This is a genomic window from Enterovibrio makurazakiensis, assembly GCF_050336585.1.
GTDB lineage: Bacteria > Pseudomonadota > Gammaproteobacteria > Enterobacterales > Vibrionaceae > Enterovibrio > Enterovibrio gelatinilyticus.
Genome location: NZ_JAKJSE010000021.1, coordinates 109824 through 133467 on the forward strand (window position 1 = coordinate 109824; position 23644 = coordinate 133467).

Annotated in this window: 27 protein-coding genes; 10 read left to right on the forward strand and 17 right to left on the reverse strand. The window is 46.4% G+C overall.

The features are described from left to right. Nucleotides 1-76: 76 nt before the first annotated feature. Genes L4D06_RS16715 through L4D06_RS16735 form a run of 5 tightly spaced genes read right to left on the reverse strand, consistent with a single transcriptional unit; the run spans nucleotide 77 to nucleotide 3809 of the window. The gene (locus L4D06_RS16715) at nucleotides 77-883 is read right to left on the reverse strand and encodes a ferritin-like domain-containing protein (RefSeq protein WP_274165065.1); all 807 of its coding nucleotides are present in this window, start codon (nucleotides 881-883) and stop codon (nucleotides 77-79) included. A gap of 12 nt (nucleotides 884-895) precedes the next feature. Further along, entirely contained in the window at nucleotides 896-1360 is a 465-nt protein-coding gene (locus tag L4D06_RS16720; RefSeq protein WP_429740483.1) for an OsmC family protein, read from the reverse strand. Continuing rightward, nucleotides 1351-2241 carry an ATP-binding cassette domain-containing protein gene (locus L4D06_RS16725; protein WP_429740484.1) on the reverse strand — a complete coding sequence of 297 codons (891 nt, stop codon included), beginning with the start codon at nucleotides 2239-2241 and terminating at the stop codon, nucleotides 1351-1353. The genes L4D06_RS16720 and L4D06_RS16725 overlap by 10 nt, the downstream gene beginning before the upstream one ends. Before the next feature lie 19 nt (nucleotides 2242-2260). After that, nucleotides 2261-3100 carry a transporter substrate-binding domain-containing protein gene (locus tag L4D06_RS16730; protein ID WP_274165062.1) on the reverse strand — a complete coding sequence of 280 codons (840 nt, stop codon included), beginning with the start codon at nucleotides 3098-3100 and terminating at the stop codon, nucleotides 2261-2263. Between the two features lie 13 nt (nucleotides 3101-3113). Then, entirely contained in the window at nucleotides 3114-3809 is a 696-nt protein-coding gene (locus tag L4D06_RS16735) for a hypothetical protein (RefSeq protein ID WP_429740485.1), read from the reverse strand. Between the two features lie 301 nt (nucleotides 3810-4110). Between L4D06_RS16735 and L4D06_RS16740 the strand changes: the two genes are divergently transcribed. Further along, entirely contained in the window at nucleotides 4111-4455 is a 345-nt protein-coding gene (locus L4D06_RS16740) for an ArsR/SmtB family transcription factor (RefSeq protein ID WP_274165060.1), read from the forward strand. 15 nt (nucleotides 4456-4470) lie between these two features. On the opposite strand, the gene L4D06_RS16745 is transcribed toward L4D06_RS16740, so the two are convergent. Together L4D06_RS16745 and L4D06_RS16750 are read right to left on the reverse strand one after the other, a co-directional pair. Beyond that, entirely contained in the window at nucleotides 4471-5157 is a 687-nt protein-coding gene (locus tag L4D06_RS16745) for a hypothetical protein (RefSeq protein WP_274165059.1), read from the reverse strand. A 20-nt stretch (nucleotides 5158-5177) separates the two neighbouring features. Next, nucleotides 5178-6203: a permease gene (locus L4D06_RS16750; RefSeq protein ID WP_274165058.1), complete on the reverse strand. Its 1026-nt coding sequence runs from the start codon at nucleotides 6201-6203 to the stop codon at nucleotides 5178-5180. 123 nt (nucleotides 6204-6326) lie between these two features. Here L4D06_RS16750 and L4D06_RS16755 point away from each other — a divergent pair, with 123 nt between their 5' ends. Next, nucleotides 6327-7538 (forward strand): hypothetical protein, encoded by a 1212-nt coding sequence (locus L4D06_RS16755; protein ID WP_429740486.1) that lies wholly within the window; start codon nucleotides 6327-6329, stop codon nucleotides 7536-7538. A gap of 193 nt (nucleotides 7539-7731) precedes the next feature. After that, nucleotides 7732-8880, forward strand: coding sequence for an iron-containing alcohol dehydrogenase (locus L4D06_RS16760; RefSeq protein WP_429740487.1), 1149 nt, complete (start codon nucleotides 7732-7734; stop codon nucleotides 8878-8880). 324 nt (nucleotides 8881-9204) lie between these two features. Here the strand turns inward: L4D06_RS16760 and L4D06_RS16765 are convergent, their stop codons facing one another. Next, the gene (locus L4D06_RS16765; protein WP_429740488.1) at nucleotides 9205-9603 is read right to left on the reverse strand and encodes a hypothetical protein; all 399 of its coding nucleotides are present in this window, start codon (nucleotides 9601-9603) and stop codon (nucleotides 9205-9207) included. A 541-nt stretch (nucleotides 9604-10144) separates the two neighbouring features. Between L4D06_RS16765 and L4D06_RS16770 the strand changes: the two genes are divergently transcribed. Continuing rightward, nucleotides 10145-10543, forward strand: coding sequence for a VOC family protein (locus tag L4D06_RS16770; RefSeq protein WP_429740489.1), 399 nt, complete (start codon nucleotides 10145-10147; stop codon nucleotides 10541-10543). Nucleotides 10544-10785: 242 nt separating this feature from the next. Here L4D06_RS16770 and L4D06_RS16775 read toward each other — a convergent pair whose 3' ends face one another. Beyond that, a complete protein-coding gene (locus L4D06_RS16775) occupies nucleotides 10786-12315 on the reverse strand; it encodes a hypothetical protein (RefSeq protein WP_429740490.1) in 1530 nt (509 codons plus the stop codon). Nucleotides 12316-12363: 48 nt separating this feature from the next. Beyond that, on the reverse strand, nucleotides 12364-12795 hold the full coding sequence (locus L4D06_RS16780; protein ID WP_429740491.1) for a cupin domain-containing protein: 432 nt from the start codon (nucleotides 12793-12795) through the stop codon (nucleotides 12364-12366). Nucleotides 12796-12996: 201 nt separating this feature from the next. Here L4D06_RS16780 and L4D06_RS16785 point away from each other — a divergent pair, with 201 nt between their 5' ends. Then, a complete protein-coding gene (locus L4D06_RS16785; RefSeq protein WP_274165053.1) occupies nucleotides 12997-13626 on the forward strand; it encodes a helix-turn-helix domain-containing protein in 630 nt (209 codons plus the stop codon). A gap of 145 nt (nucleotides 13627-13771) precedes the next feature. Here L4D06_RS16785 and L4D06_RS16790 read toward each other — a convergent pair whose 3' ends face one another. From L4D06_RS16790 to L4D06_RS16800, 3 genes are all read right to left on the reverse strand, one after another. Beyond that, a complete protein-coding gene (locus L4D06_RS16790) occupies nucleotides 13772-15256 on the reverse strand; it encodes a hypothetical protein (RefSeq protein WP_429740492.1) in 1485 nt (494 codons plus the stop codon). Nucleotides 15257-15395: 139 nt separating this feature from the next. Then, nucleotides 15396-15653, reverse strand: coding sequence for a hypothetical protein (locus L4D06_RS16795; RefSeq protein WP_274165051.1), 258 nt, complete (start codon nucleotides 15651-15653; stop codon nucleotides 15396-15398). 227 nt (nucleotides 15654-15880) lie between these two features. After that, nucleotides 15881-16246, reverse strand: coding sequence for a hypothetical protein (locus L4D06_RS16800; RefSeq protein WP_274165050.1), 366 nt, complete (start codon nucleotides 16244-16246; stop codon nucleotides 15881-15883). 218 nt (nucleotides 16247-16464) lie between these two features. On the opposite strand from L4D06_RS16800, the gene L4D06_RS16805 reads away from it, so the two are divergent. Beyond that, nucleotides 16465-16641: a hypothetical protein gene (locus tag L4D06_RS16805; RefSeq protein ID WP_429740493.1), complete on the forward strand. Its 177-nt coding sequence runs from the start codon at nucleotides 16465-16467 to the stop codon at nucleotides 16639-16641. A gap of 71 nt (nucleotides 16642-16712) precedes the next feature. Here the strand turns inward: L4D06_RS16805 and speG are convergent, their stop codons facing one another. Further along, nucleotides 16713-17240, reverse strand: coding sequence for a spermidine N1-acetyltransferase (gene speG, locus L4D06_RS16810; protein WP_274165048.1), 528 nt, complete (start codon nucleotides 17238-17240; stop codon nucleotides 16713-16715). 403 nt (nucleotides 17241-17643) lie between these two features. Here speG and L4D06_RS16815 point away from each other — a divergent pair, with 403 nt between their 5' ends. Together L4D06_RS16815 and L4D06_RS16820 are read left to right on the forward strand one after the other, a co-directional pair. Next, nucleotides 17644-18174, forward strand: a complete 531-nt coding sequence (locus L4D06_RS16815; RefSeq protein ID WP_274165047.1) for a hypothetical protein — start codon at nucleotides 17644-17646, stop codon at nucleotides 18172-18174. A gap of 36 nt (nucleotides 18175-18210) precedes the next feature. Next, nucleotides 18211-19677: a GGDEF domain-containing protein gene (locus L4D06_RS16820; protein ID WP_429740494.1), complete on the forward strand. Its 1467-nt coding sequence runs from the start codon at nucleotides 18211-18213 to the stop codon at nucleotides 19675-19677. Between the two features lie 37 nt (nucleotides 19678-19714). On the opposite strand, the gene L4D06_RS16825 is transcribed toward L4D06_RS16820, so the two are convergent. Beyond that, the gene (locus L4D06_RS16825; RefSeq protein WP_429740495.1) at nucleotides 19715-20125 is read right to left on the reverse strand and encodes a VOC family protein; all 411 of its coding nucleotides are present in this window, start codon (nucleotides 20123-20125) and stop codon (nucleotides 19715-19717) included. Beyond that, a complete protein-coding gene (locus L4D06_RS16830; protein ID WP_429740496.1) occupies nucleotides 20122-20718 on the reverse strand; it encodes a glutathione S-transferase family protein in 597 nt (198 codons plus the stop codon). The genes L4D06_RS16825 and L4D06_RS16830 overlap by 4 nt, the downstream gene beginning before the upstream one ends. 81 nt (nucleotides 20719-20799) lie before the next feature. Between L4D06_RS16830 and L4D06_RS16835 the strand changes: the two genes are divergently transcribed. After that, nucleotides 20800-21714, forward strand: a complete 915-nt coding sequence (locus L4D06_RS16835) for a LysR family transcriptional regulator (RefSeq protein WP_429740497.1) — start codon at nucleotides 20800-20802, stop codon at nucleotides 21712-21714. A 161-nt stretch (nucleotides 21715-21875) separates the two neighbouring features. Here the strand turns inward: L4D06_RS16835 and L4D06_RS16840 are convergent, their stop codons facing one another. Then, nucleotides 21876-22568, reverse strand: a complete 693-nt coding sequence (locus L4D06_RS16840; RefSeq protein WP_274165042.1) for an NUDIX hydrolase — start codon at nucleotides 22566-22568, stop codon at nucleotides 21876-21878. 196 nt (nucleotides 22569-22764) lie between these two features. Between L4D06_RS16840 and prs the strand changes: the two genes are divergently transcribed. After that, nucleotides 22765-23640, forward strand: a complete 876-nt coding sequence (gene prs, locus L4D06_RS16845) for a ribose-phosphate diphosphokinase (protein ID WP_429740498.1) — start codon at nucleotides 22765-22767, stop codon at nucleotides 23638-23640. Nucleotides 23641-23644 lie beyond the last annotated feature (4 nt).

Here is a 23644-nt window from a genome sequence, read left to right on the forward strand (position 1 = left end):
CTTGTTAATGTCTTGCAAATCAATATTGGGCCAAGTTTGAGTTGGGCGAAGCATAAGCTTCGCCCGAGTTTCGCCATCAATGGCAGCAACTGATCCCTGAGATATCGTCTTTGTTTTTCGGTTGCCATTTAGAAGGGTCATCGTCCACGAGCGATGAAAACAATGGGGCAACACGATTCGGATCTAATCCAATGCGATCGATTTTCTCCATATAAGTATCAATAGCGTCGATACGCAGTTGATCCAAATCTTGCTCGATCACACCCAGCGACACCGTAGAACACTTGATTTTTAGCTGGTCACAGAGGCTAAAGCAGTTGTAATTCACCATGCTCATCATGGCTGGCATCACTGCTTTGTGTGCCATCTCAAACGCACGGTGAACGTCTTCCGCATCGTTATCGAGCATGCGATGAATTTGGTCGACACCGTGCTGCAAGTGAGCCACTTCTTCAAGGTAGATACTGGCAGCAAGACTACGCGTATGTTTGTCCGTGTTGCGTTGCAGGGCGGTGTAAGCCACGGTAGCGAAGGTTTCAACCATGATGTCCTGCGCGATGATACAGGCAGTCAAATCCCCTTCTCTGGCACGCTCTTTCACAAAACGGCCAATCTCTTTCCACTGAGGCTCAACCATGCCCTTCATGGTTGGGAAATCGACATGCGCCGCGAGTTTTGAAAGCGCATTAACATGGCCACCCTCATCTCTCGCTTGCTTAACCACATGGATTTTTTCATCCACGTCATCAATCAAGGGCACCATAGTGGTGTAATTGTTCACCGCCATGATCTCGCCAGAGATCGTATTGGTGACCACATAAGCCAGAAGATCTTTATACGCTTGGCTCTGAACGCGTTGGGTTTCAGTAAGAATGTTTGACACTTAATCTCTCCTTCATGTCCATTCAACAGTGACGTTGATAGGGAAAGCCGGAGACAAAGAAGCAGAGACAGTGCAGTGCTTTTTGAAATTCCGCTCTATGGAAGCGCGATTTTGACTGCTGAGTTTTCCGCCGTCATTCGCCCTTATCGTCACATTGATTTCACGGATGCGGGGGTATCCCTCATCGCCTTTATGCACTGTGATTTGCGCATCCGTCACGATGCAGCCTTCCTCAGTGTTTGCGCCATGAAAGCGCATATGTTCGAGCAACGACGCCGATAGACAGTGCCCAACCGCACTTCCCAGCAAGGCTGGCGTAGACGGTCCGCTGTTATTGCCAACAGGATCCGGCTCGTCACTCATATAAGGTTCGCCCGCCTGATTGCCATGCTCACTGGCGACGTTTTTAAACAGGTAATCCGTTTGATAAGTCAGTTGCACATCGAACAGCCTGACATCTTGCGACTTTAGTTCCATACACTTGCATTCCTTGTTGGTTTAAGAGCGTCAGATTTCGACATCTCTACGGTTTGAGGCAGGTCTTGCGGCAAGTCTCTTGGTGCGGAGCTTGGCGAGTCTTTTGGCAAGAAATTACACACATCCACAGAGGTCACCACGCCAGCGTCCATTTCGACTTTGGCGGAGCAGGCTTCCAAGCATTCACCCAAACGGTGAGATGCCATCAGAATCGTGGTTCCCGCTTGCTGTCGCTCCAATAGCAAGCGATTCACAATGCGGGCATTGGCTTCATCGAGCGCCGACAATGGTTCGTCCATCAACAGAAGATCAGGATCGCCCACCAAAGCGCGCGCGATAGATATGCGCTGTTGTTGACCGCCCGATAACTCACTCGGGAACCGGAGGGCAAAACGGGCTACGTCGAGCGCCTCCATCACCAGCAACGCTTTGTCGTGTTTTTCCTGCGTCGTGCATTTCTCACGGCACTCAAAGCCCATACAGACATTTTCAAGCGCCGTGAGTTGATCGAACAAAGCAGGCGTCTGAAACACGGTTCCCGTTCGCGTGCCCGGGCAGCACTCCCATTTACGCCCCCAGCAATCCACAGGAACGCCAAATTTCAACGCCTGCCCACTCGAGAGCGGCGTCAGGTTGTTCAACACGCTCAGTAAGGTGGATTTTCCGCAACCACTAGGGCCGACCAGCATGTACCACGCACCCGCAGGTACAGTGAGGTTGACGCCATTTAGCACGGACACATTTTCTTTTTCCGTATCGCGAGCAAACCATTGCCCCCAAAAATGCGTTCCGGTTGGCGGCGAGATCTCCACCTTGGCATCGGTCAGACACAAAGCGGGTTGCGACGGATCAGGGATACACAAGCTGCGATCAATCAACATACTTACTCCTCCTTTCGCCTTAGCCGCCCGGCCATACTTCGATGCGGTTATCGAGGGGCACAGGGGTGTCACTATCTGGTCCGAACCAACGGTTATAAATAGGGAGATATTCACCACTGGATTCGATCTGCTGAAGAGCATGGTTGATGGCATCACGCATTTTGCTGTCGTTCTCAATAACACCGAGACCATCTTGTTTCATGCCAATGGCTTCCCCACTTAAAACGATAAGCTCAGGGTTTGGTTTCGCATAATTCGCCAGCACTTCGGCATCTTCCGCCCAACCTGCGATCTTCCCGGAAAGCACAGCATTCATGGCAATCTGTTTGTTACCAAACTCAATGATGTCCTCTTCATTGACTTCATAGCCGTTCTTCTCAAGCCACTTTTTCCAATTGCCAATGGAGTGACTGCCTCGATTCATACCGACTTTTTTCCCCACGAGATCTTTTAGGTTTTTCGCACCGTCTTTTCGCACCAGAAATGTCTGGGCTGACCAAAAGTAGGTTTGCGAAAAATCCACCGCATCATCACGCTTCCACGTGTGACTCATGGACGCAGCAGCCATATCAATCTTGCCGTTTTGCAAATAGGTAATTCGGGTAATTTCATCAACAGGGACGCGCTTCATTTTCACGCCCAGTTTCTCAGCAACAGCGTTGGCTATATCCACATCGAAGCCAACCCAATCACCTTGTTCATTGATAAACGAATGCGGTGGGTTGTCCTGACGGATACCCACGACGAGCTCTCCACGATCCTTAACACGATCGATAACAGAGGTATTTTCTTGTGCCTGAGCAGAGGTAAAGGCACCTATTAACACTGCAAAGATGAATCCCAAAGCCATACGGAACATAAACTCTCCTTCGTTAATGCGTTACGTTGTTGATGCGTGACGTTGCTCGGTCGTGAGACCGAAAAACGGAGTGGCGCAGCCTATCTCCAACAAAATTCAGGAGCTGCACATTGAAAAAATAAAGCGCGGAGCAAATCGCGAAGATCGTCAGCCAATCAGATAGTTGGTATGCGCGGCTTGCCAACAGATTGGTGAGCGCACTGAGTTCGAGTAACCCAATAAGAATGACGATGCTGGTGTCCTTAAACAGCGAGACAAAGTGGGTGTGCATCGCCAGAAAACTCTTTTTGAACACCCAATGCGCTCGTAATCGCGCATATCTTGCGATGATCCCAATCTTAAGCACGCTTTCGACACGCTCTAAACTCTCGGGATAGAGGTGAATGTATTTGGCGAATATCGGAACAAGATGAGACATGGAATAGAGGGTAAGCGCCATGATCCCTTTCGCCGACGCGTCGAGAGGCAAAAAATAATCAATGGTAAAAATGATCACTAACGGAGGGATACCTCTCACCAGTGCAAAACATGCACCTGACGTGGAGTGCAGCACCATTTTTTTACTGCAAAGGCACACCAGCAAATAAGACAAAGGAACAGAAAAACAGAGGGTGACAAGAAACAAACACCACGTCAGAACCAGCCCGCCTGGTTGAGCGTGCGGAAGACCAAATAACATCTTTTGAGCAATATCAAAGCTGCCTTCCATCTAGCTAAACCTCCTGCCGACTACTGAATCCGTAATCAAATTAGCACTGAGTCACACGTCCATATTTTCATATATTCATTATATCAAGATATACAGATATTTTGATTTCATTTATGAGAACGTTCAGAATGGTTACTGGCATCAATGGGTTATGAAACTGTGTGTTTTCTTTGGTGGCGTGTTAATATTCAGTTATCTACACCTCCGATGTGTTTAGAAAACTGACCTACGCGGCATCAAAATAGAGCGTAAAAACAGATGCTTGAATGAACCCTTTAAAACGACACAATCTATAAAAACTATGAATTCAGAAGAATCAGCAAAAACATTCGCCGCGTTAGCGCAAGAGACAAGACTGGATGTATTCAGGCTTTTAATTAAAGCCGGAGAGAAGGGATTGTCATCAGGGGAAATTGCAGACAAACTCGGTATTCGACAGAACACGATGTCGACTAACCTGTCCATTTTGTACAATGCGAAACTGGTGCGCAGGAAGCGCGAAGGAAGAACCATTCGTTACTTTGTGAACATGGATACCATTGGGTTACTTCTTACCTTTTTGCTAGAACACTGCTGCGGTCAAGAACAAGACATGGTGACGGATCTCGTTGGCAAACTCCAAGAAGGTTTCGTCCAGTCATCTTGACATTCTGTTGTAGCGTCACCTCGTCAACAATCGCTTGGCGAGCACATTACCCGCAACGTGTATCGCCGTCCCCAACAGCACAAAAAGCAACGTCGCAAACGTCAGGTAAGGGATCACCTTGGCTGTTTCGATCACGCCGGTTCGCATTGCGGCAAAAATACCCGCAATCGGAAACATAGAAATAAATGCCGTGTTATGTAAGTGGTGAACTAGCCTCGCAGACACCGTAGGGATCAGTGCTGGTGCACACTCAAAAAAAATCAGCCTGACTTTCGCAAACGCACCAAGGTGCAGAGTTTCCATGTAATCAATAGTATCTTGTTTGATCGTAGAAATGGCCGCTTCGATGATCCTCGCCAAATGGCCTGAACTGGAAAACGCCAAACCCACGATAATAAAACTCGCTGCCAAGCCAAATCCATAAGCCACGCCAGGAATAAAGCCTTCTACATCAATCCCTGAAAAATAGGGAGCTAGGCCAAGGTTGCCCATCAAAAGCACAAACAAGACTGTTGGCACACCGCGAGAGACTTCGATAAGAAACTCAGAAATGGCCGAAAGCAGCGGATAGCCACTTCGGCTGAACAGCACATACACAATGGCAAATAGCAAACTCAACACGGCAGAGGTCGTGAAAAAGAATACCGTCGTGGCGACAGGGCTCACAAACGAGGCCAAAAATGCCATCCAATCTTCTGTCATCTCGTTATCTACTTATCTACTTATGACCAAAGTTGATAAATCACGCCCCAAGCGAACGAACCAACCAACGCGACACCCACGTAGAACATCACGATCTGAATACGCGCTACCGCTACCACCGCAATCATCGCGGGAATGGAAGTAATCCCCCCAGCGATCAAAAAGGCCATGCCCGCGCCGGGTTGCATGCCTTTGTTAATCAATTCCGCCACCAAAGGCACCGCCACATAGCCATTTACATAAGCAGGCACACCAATCACAGTGGCCCACAAAATAGGGGCTTGAGTATCACCACCAAACGACCCTGCAACCCACTCTGTTGGCACATAAGCAACCAACAAGCTCTCTAACAAGAAAGCCAACGCCAGCCATTTCATCAACAGCATCATGATGTGGGTGGTTTTTTCTATGAACACCTCTTGTCGCGCCTTCTCATGCCAAAAACGCCAAACTGGTTTCTCTTGCGCGACAAGCTTTGTGGCATCTCCAGTCACCGAAGGTTTCAACGGGTTAAGCAAATACCCCGCCGCCTGCGCAAAGTAAACCGCCCAGCCCGCAGCTAACCCGAGCACAATCGCACCGAGTGCTTTCATGGTCGCAAACTCCCAGCTCACAATACCTGCTGTGAGCAGGTACATCATGGGGTCGATCACTGGGCTAGCAATCCAAAATGCCATCACAGGCGCAAGTGGCACGCCCATCGCCAACATGGCGGCAATCAAAGGAATCACGCCACACGAACAGAACGGTGATAACGCACCAAACATGGCAGCCGTAAGAATAACGACACTTTGACGCCCCTGAAGCGCCCCCGCAATCAAGCTATCAGCCTGCGTGGCAGAAACGTACGCATAGATGAGTGAAGATGCCAAAATAAACGGGATGATAAGAACGAAGGTGTTACCCATAAACACGATGGAAACAGCAAGCTGCTGCGGATCAAACACCGCAATGGCAAGCAAGGACAGGAGAAACGCTGTCCATACGGGTTCTAGAAATGTTCGGTTGTAACCAAAGTTAATGAGCCCCGACACGATACTCGACATATGTAATCCCTCTCGATTTCCCTTTTCAGCGCGAAGCACTTAGTATTCAATATATCAAGAATAGTTGATATTAAGTAATCGAACGCGATGAAAATGATGGCAACGCTCAATAATGAGAAGGGAATGAGCATGGATGTGGAACGCCAGATGCCAAATACAAGGAAGGTTTTCCTGTTGATCAGCGCCATGCTACTCACCACTCACGCGGGGGCAACAGCGCCAACCGGAGAGATCTCTTTTAGCTATCGCCATCACTGGGAATCACTCCCTAACTTACCGAACAACCAAACAGACATGGCGGTGATTCCACGCTTTGTTATCGATGGGCCTTACGAGACAACCTGGATCATCGAACCTGCGCTCAGAGCACGAAGCGATGCCGCAGACACTATTGAGTTTGACCCCTACAAAACCCAACTACGCACCTACACGGACAATTTTGATATCACCGCGGGGTATGATGTGGTGTTTTGGGGAGCAACTGAAGGGGCGCAAATTCTTGATATTCTCAACCAGCGCGACTTAGGCGCGGACTTCGATGGCGACGTCAAACTGGGCCAGCCACTGTTAAGTTTAACCAGCAGCCTTGGCGACGGGTTAGCCACCTTTTACTACCTCCCCTACACCCCAAAAAGACGGTTTCGCGATAATAGCGAACGCCTAACTGCTGGCTTCGACATCAATGAAAACAGTGCGCAATGGCATGATCATCAAGACGCGTATTACCCCGGTTTTGCAGGGCGCTATGCCCTCACAGCAAGCAGCATGGACATTGCACTCATTGGCTTTCATGGTGTGAACCGCTCCCCCGCATTTATTCCACAGGCAGGGCAGTTTTCACCGGTTTATAGCGTTGCTACCCAAGTGGGCGTTGACGTGCAATGGGTGAGCGAGGACTTACTTACAAAACTGGAAGTGCTGAACGTTTCGGATGCACCCACAATTTATGGCCGTTTTGACACCGCAACGCAGTGGGTGATCTCAGCGGAATACAGCTTCTACAGCGTGTTTGACACAATTGCTGATATTCGAATGATCGCCGAATACAGTGACAATAGCCTTGGCGACAGGCTACTTTCACTCTATCAACACGACGTGTTAATGGCGATTCACACCTCTTTCAATGACGTCGACTCCACCAGCCTAAGCGTGTCGTGGCTTCATGATCTCGACAGTTATTCAAACCTCATCGACATATCGCTCACTCATCGTCTCAACGACAACATCGAGCTCGAAGCGTCACTCTACGAGTTATCATCAATGGCTTCTCGTGACTTTTTCTTTGGCTTAGAACCGGATAGCTTTGGAGAAATCACACTCACCTATTACTTTTGAACGCCGTATCTCTAGGCTTTTCACCGTACCCAAGCGCGACTCTCCGCCTGCGTATTTATTAAACAATACAAGCTACTTACCGATAAATAGGCAAACAATAGGGAGGAATCTTCTATTACTGCGTTAGCAGTAGAGACTATGATAAGCGCAGGATATCGTTCTGGCACTTGCCAAGAAAAGCATGAGGCTCACAATGCAATTTACCTATTCCAATCCAGCAACCATTCACTTCGGCCAAGGCCAAATCGCTGCTATTACCAGCGAAATTCCCGCGCAAAGCAAAGTGCTAGTGATTTATGGTGGCGGGTCTATTAAGAAAAACGGCGTTTACGATCAGGTCAGTGAAGCACTGAAAGATCATACTTGGCTCGATTTCTCAGGCGTAGAGCCAAATCCAACCAAAGAAACCTTGGACAAAGCGGTTGCCATTGCCAAACAAGAAGGCATTGATTTCATCTTGGCAGTGGGTGGTGGTTCTGTTGTCGATGGCTCCAAATACGTGGCAGCCGCCGCAAAATATGATGGCGACGGCTGGGACATTCTCACTGGTAAATACGCCATTAAAAGTGCGCTCCCACTTGGCGCGATTCTCACACTGCCAGCAACAGGCTCTGAGTCCAATTCCGCAGCGGTGATCACAAAAGCAGAAACCCAAGACAAACTGCCCTTCATGCACCCAAGCGTTCGCCCTGTTTTTTCAGTGCTTGACCCTGACGTAATGAAAACCCTACCAGAACGCCAACTGGTGAACGGCATAGCTGATGCTTGGGTTCACACCTGCGAGCAGTACATCACGCGCCCAACAGGCACCATGGTACAAGACGGCTACGCAGAAACCCTGCTACGCACATTGAAAACCTTGGGTGAGCAATTTGACGACCGCGACAACGACGCATGGCGTGAAAACCTGATGTTTAGTGCCAACCAAGCCTTGTTTGGTCTGATTGGTAGTGGCGTACTGCACGATTGGGCAACGCATATGATAGGCCATGAACTCACAGCGTTGTGGAACGTTGACCACGCCCGCTCACTCACCATTATTCAGCCATCACTGCTGCGCAACCAAATCGAATACAAACGCGCCAAGCTAGAACAAATGGGTCGTAATGTCTTTGGTCTAGCAGACAGCGATGATTTGGCAGAACGCACCATTGATGCCATTGAAGCCTTCTACAACCAACTCGGCTTAGAAACCCAATTCACTGCGCACGGCACGGACAAAGCAACCGCCATTAACGCAGTCATTGCTCAGCTCACCAAACATGGCATGACAGCACTGGGCGAGAACCAAGCCATTACCCTAGAAACCAGCCGCGAGATCCTCGAAAACGCCATCGCATAAGCGAAGATACTGGTTCGTCCGCTACACCATTAATGGTGTAGCGGACGCAGTGCTTTAGCCATCGGCAATAGTTTTAAATAACGATGGTGTTAAAGTCAGGATATCTCGATGAAACCTTGATTTCATCTTTACCTATTTGGATGATCTTTTCGGAGTGAAGTGCTTAAGCTAAAAACTTGGCTCTTTTTTGGAGTCTCTATCTATAACTTTATATTTTTAGTGCGCTAGCGAAACAATTTTATCTAAAACGCCTTTTTGACAGTAACAAATAAAAGCAACCCTTTATGAGTTGCTTTTATGTTTAACTCTTTGCTGAACTACCAATTAGTCATCGTGCTGATCTTTGTCATTATTACTATCAGTAATAACAAGATACACGCGAGCAACACCAGATGGGCTGCGAAGACTGTGTGTAACTTTATAAGGAGTATTGTTTAAGCCATCAACATCCACTTTGCTTGCGTTCGAGGAAGAAAATGGGCAGGAAATCGAAACCGAAATTGGTTTACTTATTCCTTCAATATATAAATTCTCCTCAACGTGTGCACCTGTAGCTGTACCTGATGTTCCCTTGACTGCAACAACCAACACATTTTGCTGCCCCGGCTCAACATTGTTCGGCCCATCGGTAAGATGGGTTTGTATATCGGTAGGCTCTTGAGCAGTAATAACTTTATCAGTCAGGTTCGTAACATAGAGATAACAGCGACAATTTCCAGACATATTGAGATTCCTCGTTTAAGTGATTTTGAGGTGCAATAACGTCAAAATTCGTTGCACAATATTTATGTTAGACAAGAAATAATAATTTGCCTTATTTTTAAGACATTAATTTTTTAATTAAAAATAAATAAAATGAAAAACAACAAGTTAAATCCAATCATGAATGCAAATATTACGATGCCATCTGTATAAATTCACTTACAGGCAATCCAAAAATCACCATGGCAGTCAGGTCTGGCATAGATATTAATCAAGAGAAAACGCCATCGCGTAAACGAAGAACTGGCTCGTCCGCCACACCATCAATGGCTGTTCAACCCGAACAGCCATTTTTATTCCTCTGATATAATGTGGTTTTTTAGCGTGCTCTATTCCCATCAAAGCTCACGTGAATCCCACCGCACATCTAACACTTGTTACACGCTGAACGCCGAACTTCTCTCATAATGTATCCAACTATCTGCCGGTTATTGCTGCCTATTCGGCACACCCGAAAAAGCCATAGCCACACAAGCGGAATACCACATAGATAAGGGATACCATGAAAGAAATTACGCGCATTAATCACGTAGGGCTTCGCGTTAGAGATTTGGAAATAGCGAGAAAATTTTACGAACAGCTTGGGTTTGAATTTATCGCAGGCCCTGTTGGTCCAGAGCCCGCTGCCATTGTTGAACACCCATCAGGAATCAACATTAACTTTATTCTCAATGCCTCTGACGATGCCCCTCAAGACAATATCTTGATGCAAAAAGACATGAAATATCCCGGCTACACGCACATCGCGCTTGAAATCACTGATGCTGATGTCGTTTCCAAGAAGATTGAAGCGCTAGGGATCACCATCACCGAGCGCGTTGAGATCAATGGCGCCAAGTTCTTTTTCATTCGTGATCCAGACAACAACGTGATCGAACTGCATCAGCCTGCCAGCCAATAAACACTTACGGCGATTGATTTGCTAAAGGGCTACGAACGTGGCCTTTTTGGTTTAGGTTTAGATTTAGGTTTGAGAGGCGTGAAAAGCAGTTTAGGTCGACAGCGCTAAGCGATTAATGTCCTGAAGAAAACTGCCCCCTCCATCAACACAACTCACCGCTTGGTAGCTCAGGGGTTAGTGTTGGCTTCTCCCCTCATTGCGCTCGATTCTTGGCACTTTGAGGGGAGAGTATTGTTACCTCATCAATTCGAAACGTTTGCCATGAGTACTGGACGGCAAGTGCTGTCTGTTGTTGGCACCATTCCAAGGGTGGAATCAATCACAGGGGGCTCGACGTATTTCACCGGCTCTGATGCCGCAGGATAGGTTAACGTTAACACTTCAGGCACGTTCTGACTGTCTGGGTTTTTAATGCCCTTTTCCGTGTTGTATGGGTCAGTAAACACGCCATATTCACCTGGCTGCATCTTGTATCTTACCGATTGGTTTCTAAACCCTGCATTCGCGAGGTACTTGGTGGGTTCTTTCCAAGACTGGTTATCAAGATTGGTGAAGAATTTAATATCCACCAGCACAGCATCACACAATGGAGTTACCTCTTCATATTGTGTCGGCCAACCCGCCCCGCCAGATGTATCGGGATAACGCCCCCAATCTCCGCCTTTCAGTGGGCATGCTCCGCCACCACCAAATACTGCCCTGTTAGGATGATGCACGCCATAGATCGGTAAACCAACGGCTTTTGCCTCGTTGCCATCAAGGAAATGAAAACGGGGTTGATAGGTCACGTCAGTTTTTATCGGTTCCGGTTGAGCAAGTGAAGCAAAGTAGTTGCCATCCGGACGGACATACTGATGATCATCGTTATCCACATTGTCATAAACCGCTGTCACGAAGAGATATGGCTTATTAAAAAACGTGCGTTCAACAAGGTAATACTCTGCGTTGGTTTTGGCTGCGTCTATCGCCTTCCATTCAACATGTAACGCGTCTTTACCTTCTTGACCTACATTGACCCACGTATTCGCATCAGGAAAATGTTCCAGTCGCAACACGTTGAGATAGTTCTCTTTAATGTCGAGTCCTGCTCGCTTACCTAATGGCCCTACTTTATTCGCCGCTTGTTGGCTAAACGCGAAGTTCATCGCCTTCTTCGCATAGGGGTAGTCATTCGCGGACATGGTGCAGTACCAACTTGCCAAATCTAATGGCTCATGATCTTGGTATTTACCTTTGAAAATAGGATGCGTTATTGGCACATCAATATAATTCAAGGTGTTGTTTTCAGTAATTCTTTGATCGGGATATTTATACCCTGCCCAACTTTCATCTTTTAAATAGTATCCATACTGGTTTCCAATTTTCTTTATTGCATCTTGTGAATATATATCCGTATCAACAGGTAGACCTTGTGCTTGCCTTTTCCGGTATAGCCTGACGTTTCCATTTTCCTGAACACGCCATAGACCATGTTTACCTTCACCAATCATGGTGAAGACCTGCTCGGCGACACTCACAAACCGATACGTCGAATTGGTGTTCATGTACCCCATGTAAAAGGGCAAGTGCGGGATTTGTGAATGGGTTCTATCGGGGCGACCGATGCCCAACAACACCTTTAGATTGTTGTCGGCACTGACCGTCTGATCGCTAGTATAAAAGAATGGATCATCGTGCGTTAAGTCGGTGAGATTTTGATTCGCATAAAGGTAATTTGACGATAACAACATGATTGTGAAGGGGAATACAGATTTCGATAAAGACATATCCATGACTATCTCTCCCTGATATCACGGGTTCAGTGATATCCATACAAAGAACTAGAACAACTTACGCTGACCGCATGCGTATGCTAAGCCTTCATCATCCGTTGAGAATGTGATGGTAGAACCCTTTGGAAAGAACAACACATCGCCAACTTCGCCTTTCACTGTCTGAGTACCGTCAGAAAAATAAATGTGTCCGTCCAAAATGATTTTGCTGTCATCGTAGTCGTAGGTATAAACAAGCGGATTTCCCTTTTCAATTTTGAATATACCGCATGCCATTGGTGCATTTGGGCTAGATGAACCAACAATATCTTCAAAATAAGCATTCACCCCTGGCTCGTTCATTGAAGCGATAGACATTGCAGGTACATTTTTGAATATTTGTAAGCTTTTACTGTCGTTGGGAACTTGAACGCCATGAGCCGACACAAGGGTTGAAGAAATACTGACGCAGAATAGTGTTACTAGTTTTAGCTTCATCATTTTTCATTCCATTTTGGGATAGTTGTTTGTGCATTTAAATTCATAATGGTGCATTTATTTAAAGGCATAATAATCTATAGAAGTTAAAAAATTACCTGTCAAGTAACAAATTACTCACTGAGAAATCCCCTTTAAATTCCAATACTTCGTGCTAAGATTTATTTCTTGAACATGCTATTCAAATCAAATTGGGGACCCTAAATGGATCAAAGTGGCTTCAGTGAACGCCTTACATCTCTTCTAAAACAGAAGAAGAAAACCCAAGCTCATGTGGCATCAGCTATCGGCACCTCTGTTCCTTCCGTTCACCGATGGACTAAGGGCGGACAGATCGAATACAAGAACCTGAGAAGTCTTGCAGAGTACTTAGACGTCAATTGGATATGGCTGAGATACGGTGATGAGGCGGTAGAAAGCGTTCAGCAAATGCAAGTGAATGACACGGCTGCCACAAACCGGCGTCAGGAATACCTAAACCAAATCATGGACAGCGAAAATCGCATGCGCCAAGCGCTAGACATGGCTGACATCGTGACGTGGGAGTGGAACGTTCTGACAGGCTCTGTTGAATGCTCAAAGAATGCAGCGACTCTCTTCAATGTTGCCGAAAACAATCTTCCAAACTGCATGCTTCCCTATACTGAAAAGTCCATTGAAGAGCTCTTGAACATATTTGGTAAGGATGAGCCGCACACATGGGATTTCTCTGTGGAAGGCACAAACAAATCCATATTCTGGTTTACATCAAGGGCAAAGCTCTATTTTGATGTTTCTGGAAGGCCAACAAAAGTGATTGGTGTGAGCTTTGAAATCGCCAAAAACGGGGCATGAAAACCGTCCATGCGTTAATACAACAATGAGTTCAGCACCTCGCTCATTTACCGTTACTTGTGTAACTGTTACCTACTATCCGCTATCTGCTACCTATCCCAAACCTCATACTGAACCGCACTAACACCGCCGTTTATGGATAGTTTCAATACAACATAGTCACCGCTTGGTTGTAGTTCACCGTTTCAAGGCCGATGCCGCCGCTGGCACTAAATGAAAGCCCGAGATAGCGGATTGGGTAGTAACTAAACCATGCACCGCTGCCCACGTCGGCTACCCCTAATGGCACGCTGATACTCGCGCCATGGGCATAGCCACCGATGTTTGCGGCATCACTCTCAATACCCTCTTTCCACACACCAACACTCACACCGAGCCCCACGCTTAAAGACGCCCCTTTTGAATAGGCCATGACACCATAAGGTCGTGTGTTGCCCTGCCAATCTAGTGCCACACCATATTCGGTGGTTGCGCCTAAGCCCACTTCAAGTTCAGGCGCTGCGCCCAACGTGAGAGATTGATAGCCATTGGCGATCGCCGCATCACGCAGTGCAAGGTAACTCGGCATTTGCACAATTAGCCGATACACTTCCTCTCCGTCTTTGTCTGATATGGCGCGTCGTAATTCATCATACTTTGCCACTTCGACGACAAACTCTGCGGCGGCTTGGCTCAGTGTCAGATCTTCTTCAAGTTTGGTTCTCGCTAAATCAGTGATCACGGTTGGCATATCCTGTGGTGTGCCACACACGCGATCGTAAGGTGGGCCGAAATTTTGCAGCACTTCAGCAGGGGCTGGCATCAGCGATAAGCCCTCATCGCAGTAGTATTCTGTTTTACATTCTGCGCCAGGATTAAAAGCCCAAAGAAAACTCACTTTTGACGAACCCGCAGGGCAACGGTAGCACTCACCGCCTTTTTCAAACTGCCCTTCTTCGCAACCATAAACCGATCGTACGAATGTGGCATCGACCTTGTCTTTGTTGAAGCCGAAGCCTCGCTCTTTGCAGCTTTCGTCTTTGTGAATGGCTTTCCATGTGCGGCGATACCCGTCTGGACAGCTCCAACACTCTCCGCCATCTTTTGGGGTGAAATAGAGGTTCTTCCCTTCACATCCCCAATTGGTCGCATCCCCCACCAATATGGCATCTATCTTGATTTCGTCGCCACATGGCGGAGCACCGTCTTCACCACATAGCAGATCTGGTGGCCCTAAGCCCTCGTCGAAAGATACAGGGGTAGTGTCAGCAGTTATTGGTGGTGTTGGCACGTCAGGCGGAACACTCACTGTTTCCAGGCTTTCTTCATCCAATGATGTTTCAACTAACGAAGCGTCATCCACAGCAGCTTCAACCGACGAAGACGGCGCAACATTATCTGTGTGCTCTGACACAACGATGGTGTTAGTCACTGCGACGTTTTGATTCGCTTCGATGAATTCTGAAGATTCTAAAGGCTTTGTGATCTGTGAATTGACAGGCGACGGTGAGACTAAATTCGGGGATGAATCGCGGTCAGACAAAGGCTCGGATGACGCAGTTGGCTTGGGCGACGTACCGCACCCTGCACCAATCAGGGCGAGGAAGAAAACCAACACGATGTGGCGACAATGAATCCATCGACTCTTCATAAGGCTGCCTTAAAAGCCCGCTGCAACATGCAGTGTATTGGGCTTTACATACAGCAGTTAATTATAGGCAGCGCTTCACTCCCCCGCTGTTCACAAATGCGAATCACCGACATTGATGGCCTTAGGTGTTGCCGCCTCATCAAAGCGCGATGGCAAGTAAAGCCAACGGAACAGCAATCACAGCGAAGTGCAAAATGTTAAACCACTTATCTCTGTTACGAACCGGTTTGAAGCCAAGCACCGCCAGCAACGCTTCCGTCACGGGCATTTTGTAGCGCGTGATCATCAAAATAAGCTGCAATAAGATACCGCTTACAAAGATGTATTTCGCCGCGACGCCATAAGGTGTTGCCCATACTGCATTGATGCTTTCAACCACACTTTGTTCTACTGCCATTTCTGTTCACGTCCTTGTTTGCGTGTCTATTTGCTTACTGAGGCTTCCTGCCTTGATCAGGTGTGCGAAGCATCACCCACATTCGGTTGGCATGAAACTATACCGTGGTTAATAGAATGAAGGCGTTCCAGTTTTGTAGAAAGAGAGGAGTTAATGGGCGTTTAGGTGAGAGAAGTAAGGATGCTAGGTGAAAAATTTTGGCTTAAATTGGTGTTATCAAAGAGTATTCAATCTTTACTGTACTTTCGACGAAGGCGAATCTGTTCAGCATTAATTTTCTTCAACTCTACTTTCTGAAAGAGTTGAATAATTAACTCACCATCTTCTTTTCTTATGGCTTTTCCTTGAATATCTGCTGAGCCTTCCTCAAATTGAACGGTGCCAGAAAATGGCTGATCGAGGACAACGTCACCTTCAAACAGCAAACGGATCCCATGCTCGGAAATCTCACACACACGATATGTGCAGCCATCCCAAGCAATATAAGGCATGTCCTGCTCTAAATACCGAAGCCGAAAAAAGTTTCGCTTTTGCTCTTCCTCTTCTTGGTCATCGCCTTGAGCATGTTCCTGATTTTCGTATTTATCCGTCACTGTCAGCCTTATCCCATCGTTAAAGGATCATTGCGCCAAAAAAAGGCAATACACCCAAACAACGTCAAAATGCTTGTTCGCAAAAATGCGTATGAGTATCCGCTAATTCTAGCAACTATTTTCGATATACCACTTGAGTAAATACGCAACTTTGCGCAAATGTATACCTAAAGGTTTGGGACATGAGGAAAGAACATTAACAGCGAAGGCTGTAAGTAATGCCACACGATGTTTCTAGGTTGGAAGGCATTGTTTCTCAGATAGAAGGTATTGTTGGCGCCCCTTTGATAACGCGATCAACTGGCATCTCTTTTGTCCAAGATGGTCAGCCATTAGCAGCTTTTCTGGAAGAAATGGATGATCGCACCAAGGACATGTTGTTTTGGATAAAGTAAAAAAAAGACCTCTCGTAGAGAAGTCCTTAATGCAAAACATGTTCAGCTAGCCGCTCGCGGCAGTCACTGCATTATTGCTGATGACGATTCTGTAGATAGGCATCTTGAAGAATGTACATGCGCTTGATGTCGCAATACTCGCCGTTAACGAATATCTCTTTCACCAAGTGTCCTTCCTCGATAAAGCCACTCTTTTCATAGAGGTGAATCGCTTTCTCATTGTTAACCGCAACACTCAGGTACACCTTGTGCAAGTTCAAAATGGTAAAGGCGTAGTTCAGGGCTTTGTTAATCAAGGTTCGCGCGTAGCCACAACCTTGGTAGTCAGGCGCAATAATGATTTGGAATTCAGCATTTCGGTGAATCGTGTTTATTTCAACAAGTTCCACCAGACCGACGGACTGTTTCTCACTATTTTCGGCGATAAAGCGGCGCTCGTTACTGTCGTGGATGTGCTTGCGAAACAGCTCTTCCAGCTCGTAGTACGACTCATACGGCTCTTCGAACCAATAGGACATAATTGAACGATTGTTGTTCAACTGATGAATAAAGCGAAGGTCGGTTTGCTCAAGGGCACGTAGTCGGATTTGATTATCCATATCACTTTCCATTAACAATTTAAAATATTGCTTACAACATAAAACACAGCTGTTTATGCCAGGATTGGAAGGTAGCACTATTGCTTGCAGTGGGAAATAAAAACTTTCGTTACTCTGGTTACCGAAGTGACTATCCATAAAAGAGCCATGAAACATGACGCGTATCATGAATGCGAGTTTGAGAGCACTCAGTAAGAGAAAGGGTTAGTTACGCAATTATCAGCCGCTAGAAAAATCAGACTCATAACGCATGCATTTAATGGGCGAACAAAATGCGAGCAAAATGCGAGCAAAACACATTATTCGCTACGCATTTTTTACATTTTGATAAAAACATTTATTATGAATGCTACTTCAATCTCAAAATCAGGTTGAATGCCACACAGTTAGTAAAGGATTACTTATGTCGTTACCAAGGAAGCGAAGCTTTCTTTTGCGCTTTATTTACACTTTGGCGCTCTCATTGTTTGCCGGAACCTCCGCTTTTGCAGACTCTGTTGCTAGCTACCCCGAAGGATGGGAAGAGTGGCCTGTTGTTAAAGAATCAATGACACTGCCTGCCGACACCGTGTTACCACCGGACACCTCACTGTTTATACAAGAAGCAGTGCGCTCCTACGCATGGATTAACGATGGTTTAGGCTCACCACTGACCATTCGTGTAAATCCAGAAAAGCTCGAGCAGTACAAAACTCACGGTCCTTACACAGATGGGCCAACGGTCGTTGCTGTCTCTGAGGTGCAAGGCATTATTTGGGTTACCGAGCACTTTAGTGGGCTTCCTATGTATGGCAGCTACAATCGAAAAGGGGAAGACATCAGCAGCATGCACCCGACTCTAGAAGCTTCATTCTGTCAGCGTTGCCATGATACCTATAAAGACATCTGTATAAACGGCACCTGCGCCGAGCCCGTTTTATCGCCTTATGAATAAAAACTAATACGTTTAACCCTATCGTCGGAATATAGATTGCTAAAAACATTTACCATCAATCAACTGCTTTTTGTTTCCCACCTAATGCTGGTATTGGTGTTGATTCTTGGCATGAGCTACTCACGATATCAAAGCGAGTGGGAAACCAGAGTTCAGTTTGCCACTGAAACTGCGGAACATTCCCTCTCCCCGCTTTTACGTGAAATGTCAGGTGCTATTGCCGCTCGTAGCTATTCAACGCTAATGATGCCCTCCCAAAGGGAACGCTTGCTAGGCATTGAACCACTACTGTTTCTCGATATTCAGGGCGTCTCTGATTACAGTGACAGTACGCTGAGTATTCACTACCTACGCGAAGAGCAGCAACTATGGCGAACCGACGTCACGGAAGATGAAATTCGCATTGCTCAAGACAAGCTACAAACGCTTATCAATGCATTAGATGACCCCAAAAACAAAGAAAAAGTCAGAGCCAAGAAATTGAGATTTCTGGTCAACAAAGCACAAGATGATCTCAATGTTTTACATCAAAGCCGGTACCTCACGTCTCATTCAGCTATCCCTTGGTCGCCGCCTTCCGCGTCTTCTCAAAAAAATGCATACCTTTCCAATGAAGAAAAAGTCATTTATCTGCGGCTTCCGCTCATCAATAAAAATGGCGGTATGGTAGAAGCCGTTTTTGATGCATCAGCTCTTTTCTCCCTTAAAGGACAAATTTACGCCACGATAATTGCAGAAGCATCAGCGGCTTTGTTTATCTCATTGTTATTGATTGCAGGCGTGACTCACTGGCTGGTATCACCACTTCGCCGCCTCGCTAGTCGCATAGATCAAGATATCGAACTGCTTGATATTTCAGACTTAGATGAGCTTCATCGAAACGATGAAATTGGCACATTGGCACGCGGCCTACACACACTGACGTTTACCGCAAAATCACAAATGAAGGTATTACGACATCAATCAGACACGGATGCCTTAACGGGCATAGGCGGTCGTCATAGTTATGCAGGAAGGGCTGAGCCTTTTTACGAAGCCGTGTTGGGCCAAAATCAGCACTTCGGCATCATCGTTTGCGATATCGACCACTTTAAAATTTACAACGACACCTATGGTCATGCTCGTGGTGATATCGTGATCAAATCAATCGCCGACACAATATTAAGTGCTCTGAGAACCAACGATCACTGCTTTCGTATTGGCGGAGAAGAATTTGTCGCTCTCCTTCAATTAGAAAACCCTGATGCGCTCGCTGCAATAGCCGAAAGAATGAGGGCTGGAGTCGAAGAGCTGTCCATCCCTCACGCAACAAAGTATGGCATTGTGACAATGTCGGTAGGGGCGCTTCTGATCGCGCCGTCAAATAACTCTTGGTCATATTCAGACGCGTTCGACGAAGGGGATGCGCTTCTGTATAAAGCCAAAAACAACGGGCGCAACCAAGTTGCCATTGGCTCAATACATTCAAGCCAGTTACCGGAAACAAATGTCGATTGCGTTTAAGGTAGGCTTGCAAAAGCAAGTGAGTTAAACCAGACAGTCATTCCAATTCATTGAACTCCAACACCGTGCCGTCGGGGTCTCTGATAAAGCAAGCTACTCGCCGCTCCCCTATTTTCAGTGGGCCTTCGGTAATGCGTATCTCCTGCGTTTCGCAAAATTGCAGAAATGCACTCATGGAATTGATGACAAACGCGATATGGGTGATCCCTGCATATTTGATTTCAGCATCCAGTAACACGTTGTGCGCATCTGGATACTGCTCGCTTCCACTGAATATCAGGTTCACTCTCACACCAGCGGCATTTTCCATCTCGCAGGCATTATGCTCCGGTAACATAACCACCTTGCTAAACCCAAGCGACTGATAGAAAGCGAGCGACGCTTCTTTACTTCGCGTGCGAATGCCAACGTGCTCAACACCTAGAATGCTTAAGCCGTTTCCCATCATTCAATACCTGGCATTGTGATGAAGCCATCAAGATGTTTCATCTCATTCATCCAGCGAGTGAGATGAGGGTATGCCTCTCCTCTTACGCCACCTTGGTGCATCAACGCCATATAGGGATAACATGCGATATCAGCGAGTGTCGGGGTGTCGCCCACAAGCCAATGATGCATGTGTAAATGCTCATCCAGAATCTTTGCACAACTGCGAGCCTTGTGGCGTGCCGACGCCACATCTAACTCAATGCCAAACAAGTCATGCAAACGCGCATCGTTTGGGCCTCTTGCTATGTCGTTTGCTGCGAACGAAAGCCATTGAGAAACAAGCCCTTGCTGTTTTGGATCTTGCGGCCACCACTGGATAAGCTGATATTTTTGAGCAAGGTAAATCAAAATGGCTTGTGAGTCTCGAATGAGAAACCCGTCATCAGCAAGCAAAGGGATTTCTCCTAACGGATTTAACGCCAGATAGGCAGTCGACTTATGCTCCCCGGCTAGGTAATCGACGGGGCAAATTTCCAAGGGGATTTGGTTCAACGCGCAAAACAAACGCACTTTGTAGCAGTTACCTGACAGTTCCAGATCATACAGTTTCATATCTAAAGCTCCTTCCAATGGACGATTGTGGTTTACACACTCTAGGTTGAAAATACGCCTTCGAACATGGAGGTTAGTGCAATGCACAATTGCAAAAATGCAGACCCACTGTGGAATGATCTAAAAATTTATCATGCCGTTGTGAGCGAAGGATCATTGTCTGGCGCTTCTAGGTCCCTGAATATCAGTCACTCAACGGTTTGTCGGCGTGTTTCTCGGCTGGAAGGCATGGTTGGTGTCCCTTTAATAAGGCGACGAGCCAATGGCATCTCTTTTACGAAAGATGGTCAGCAATTGGCGGCTTTCGTGAAAGAAATGGATGATCGCGCCAATGACATATTATTTTGGATAAAACAGAAAAAAGAAGACCTTGCCGGCGCACTGTCACTCAGTTGCTGTGATATCTCGCTCCCAAGCGTATCGACAATCGTGGGGGATTTGTCGGTCTCTCACCCAGAAATACAGTTTGATATAAAAGTCAGTGCCATGAACGCTGACCTTCGTCTGGCGAATACCGATCTGGCTATTCGAGCAACCAATTCACCGGATGAGTCATTGGTTGGCGTGAAACTCAGCCATTTTCATTTTCAAGTCGCAAAGCGAGTCGGCTGCCTAAGTGAAACCAAAGCCAACTGGGTATGCCTGAATGACAGTTTTGCGCATCTACCCGCAGAGCGCTGGTTTGGAGAACGCAGAGTGCAATGTCAGACATCAATAAGAGTCGACAGCTATATGAGTGCCGCAGAGCTTATCCGCAAAGGCACAGGCATTGGGCTACTACCCGAGTTCGTTATTTCGAGTGACCCTCAACTTGAGATCGTTGATGTTGATACCCCGTTGCCCACATGGAACCTTTGGCTGGTTTACCACCGTTCACAAATCAACAATGGATTGGTCAAAGCATTTACACAGCACTTGAAGCAGCATTGGTCGAGCAGTGTTTCCGATTTTGGTTATCCCCTTATACGAGAAAACCCCGCCAGCGCGAGGTTCTAAATGACAAAATGCTTTCAATGAATGGCGAGAAGTCTGAAACATAGGCGCATAGATACATGCCTAGTGGGTATTCTTCGACGTCAATGGAAATGAGATTGGTACTGGCTATGGTCCATATCTGAGGTAAAGAAGCACCTAAATTAGATCGTATTGGGAATGCTTTAAACGCTAAAGTTTCGCTCAAAATTCACCAAATCTGCACCTTCTTTCACCGAGTAGAGTTGAGCAAGCCTTCCTCCAGACTTCACTTTTTGTTCCGCCCCTTCAAACATATCTGACGCCTCAATCCTGCGGATTAAGCTCTTACGTTGAATAGGTTTCTCTAGGATTGTCTCGATAACTGATTTCAGCTGTCCAATTGTAAATTGGCTCGGTAAACAATAGACAGGGATCATCGAATAGAGCGCTTTTTGCTGCAGTCTTTTTTGCGCATGCTCAATGATGGTTTTGTGGTCGAATGCAATATCCAGTGAGGGAAGTACTTTCACATCAATCCATTGAACATCTTCGACAGAAGCAATATGGCTCGACACGTCCTGCTCTGTCACCAATGCGAAATAGACCAAGGTAACGCTGAATCCGCGAGGGTCTCTGTCGCTTCCCGAGAAAGCCTGCAACTGTTCTAAATAGCGAGGTTCAACGCTCGTTTTTTCTTTTAGTTTTCTGCGTGCCGTTACGTCAGTCGTCATATCATTTTCAATATCGACAAAACCGCCAGGTAACCCCCAGCAACCTTCACAAGGTGCTTTTGCTCGCCTTACCATCAATACTTTTAACGCCCCCTCTTTCACCGTAAACAGCACACTGTCTACCGTGAAAAGTGGGTTTTTGTATTCATTGATATCGTAATGCATCGCTCTAACCAGTCTACTTACTGTCTTTATGACACATTAAGTGAATCTCAATTTTGTTGCAATACACCTCTATCTTGACAACGAAAAAGCTAGGTCACAAAACTTTGTGTCAAAAAGACACAAAAAGAACTTGATCGAAAAATAATCAGTTGTTACATTGTTTGTGTCGTTAGGACACAAATAAAAGGAATGCGATATGACAACTTTCAAAATCAACACTCAAGGATATAAATCAGAAGCATCATTTCAGAGCTTTACATTTTCTGGCGGTGAAGAACATATTCGCTTCGATCCTATCGAATTATCAGATGTGGCAGTGTTTGAAATACAAGAACGACTCACTGATTCATCTCAAGTTATTCGTTTGATGATGATGGTTGATGCCCTCAAGAGATTATCAAACGGCAAAATCCCCATTGAACTAGTGATCCCTTACTTCCCGTATGCTCGTCAAGACCGAGTATGCGTAGAAGGCGAAGCGCTATCGGTATCCGTTATGGCTCGCCTTATCAATAGCTTGGAGTTATCAAAAGTGACCATTTGGGATGCTCACAGCGATGTGACTCCCGCACTCCTCAACAATGTGGTCAATATTCCACAAACAGAACTGATTAAAAAAAGCGAAGTACTCAGCCGTTCACTATCTAGGGGGGATATCACACTCATTTCTCCAGATGCCGGTGCGAGCAAGAAAACGAGCAACATTGCTGAAGCTTTTGGCGGAGAAACAAATGTTATCCAAGCCCAAAAAGTCAGGAATTTGAAATCAGGGGAAATCGTAAAAACAGAAGTGCTCGGTAATGTTGAAGGTAAGCGTGTGCTGATTGTTGATGACATTTGCGATGGTGGACGAACGTTTATTGAACTCGCAAAAGTCTTAAAGCAACAAGGTGCGACCGACGTTTCACTGTTTGTCACTCACGGTATTTTCTCTCAGGGTATTGATGTATTTCATGGGCTTATCGACGCCATATATACGACAGACTCATTTAGAACAGCAGAAGAATACTCAAACATCAGCACGCAAAGTAACGCAAATAACCGCACCCAATTAACCGTCATCGAGATGTAAGGAG

Coding starts and splice junctions, on each gene's coding strand:
- L4D06_RS16815 (WP_274165047.1), top strand. CDS start 17,644: ATGTCGTTACCAAGGAAGCGAAGCTTTCTTTTGCGCTTTATTTACACT.
- L4D06_RS16765 (WP_429740488.1), bottom strand. CDS start 9,603: ATGTCTGGAAATTGTCGCTGTTATCTCTATGTTACGAACCTGACTGAT.
- L4D06_RS16790 (WP_429740492.1), bottom strand. CDS start 15,256: ATGAAGAGTCGATGGATTCATTGTCGCCACATCGTGTTGGTTTTCTTC.
- L4D06_RS16730 (WP_274165062.1), bottom strand. CDS start 3,100: ATGTTCCGTATGGCTTTGGGATTCATCTTTGCAGTGTTAATAGGTGCC.
- L4D06_RS16725 (WP_429740484.1), bottom strand. CDS start 2,241: ATGTTGATTGATCGCAGCTTGTGTATCCCTGATCCGTCGCAACCCGCT.
- L4D06_RS16745 (WP_274165059.1), bottom strand. CDS start 5,157: ATGACAGAAGATTGGATGGCATTTTTGGCCTCGTTTGTGAGCCCTGTC.
- L4D06_RS16825 (WP_429740495.1), bottom strand. CDS start 20,125: ATGATGGGAAACGGCTTAAGCATTCTAGGTGTTGAGCACGTTGGCATT.
- L4D06_RS16830 (WP_429740496.1), bottom strand. CDS start 20,718: ATGAAACTGTATGATCTGGAACTGTCAGGTAACTGCTACAAAGTGCGT.
- L4D06_RS16755 (WP_429740486.1), top strand. CDS start 6,327: ATGAGCATGGATGTGGAACGCCAGATGCCAAATACAAGGAAGGTTTTC.
- L4D06_RS16795 (WP_274165051.1), bottom strand. CDS start 15,653: ATGGCAGTAGAACAAAGTGTGGTTGAAAGCATCAATGCAGTATGGGCA.
- L4D06_RS16750 (WP_274165058.1), bottom strand. CDS start 6,203: ATGTCGAGTATCGTGTCGGGGCTCATTAACTTTGGTTACAACCGAACA.
- L4D06_RS16775 (WP_429740490.1), bottom strand. CDS start 12,315: ATGGATATGTCTTTATCGAAATCTGTATTCCCCTTCACAATCATGTTG.
- speG (WP_274165048.1), bottom strand. CDS start 17,240: ATGGATAATCAAATCCGACTACGTGCCCTTGAGCAAACCGACCTTCGC.
- L4D06_RS16835 (WP_429740497.1), top strand. CDS start 20,800: ATGCACAATTGCAAAAATGCAGACCCACTGTGGAATGATCTAAAAATT.
- L4D06_RS16740 (WP_274165060.1), top strand. CDS start 4,111: ATGAATTCAGAAGAATCAGCAAAAACATTCGCCGCGTTAGCGCAAGAG.
- L4D06_RS16840 (WP_274165042.1), bottom strand. CDS start 22,568: ATGCATTACGATATCAATGAATACAAAAACCCACTTTTCACGGTAGAC.
- prs (WP_429740498.1), top strand. CDS start 22,765: ATGACAACTTTCAAAATCAACACTCAAGGATATAAATCAGAAGCATCA.
- L4D06_RS16735 (WP_429740485.1), bottom strand. CDS start 3,809: ATGGAAGGCAGCTTTGATATTGCTCAAAAGATGTTATTTGGTCTTCCG.
- L4D06_RS16720 (WP_429740483.1), bottom strand. CDS start 1,360: ATGGAACTAAAGTCGCAAGATGTCAGGCTGTTCGATGTGCAACTGACT.
- L4D06_RS16780 (WP_429740491.1), bottom strand. CDS start 12,795: ATGATGAAGCTAAAACTAGTAACACTATTCTGCGTCAGTATTTCTTCA.
- L4D06_RS16785 (WP_274165053.1), top strand. CDS start 12,997: ATGGATCAAAGTGGCTTCAGTGAACGCCTTACATCTCTTCTAAAACAG.
- L4D06_RS16770 (WP_429740489.1), top strand. CDS start 10,145: ATGAAAGAAATTACGCGCATTAATCACGTAGGGCTTCGCGTTAGAGAT.
- L4D06_RS16805 (WP_429740493.1), top strand. CDS start 16,465: ATGCCACACGATGTTTCTAGGTTGGAAGGCATTGTTTCTCAGATAGAA.
- L4D06_RS16760 (WP_429740487.1), top strand. CDS start 7,732: ATGCAATTTACCTATTCCAATCCAGCAACCATTCACTTCGGCCAAGGC.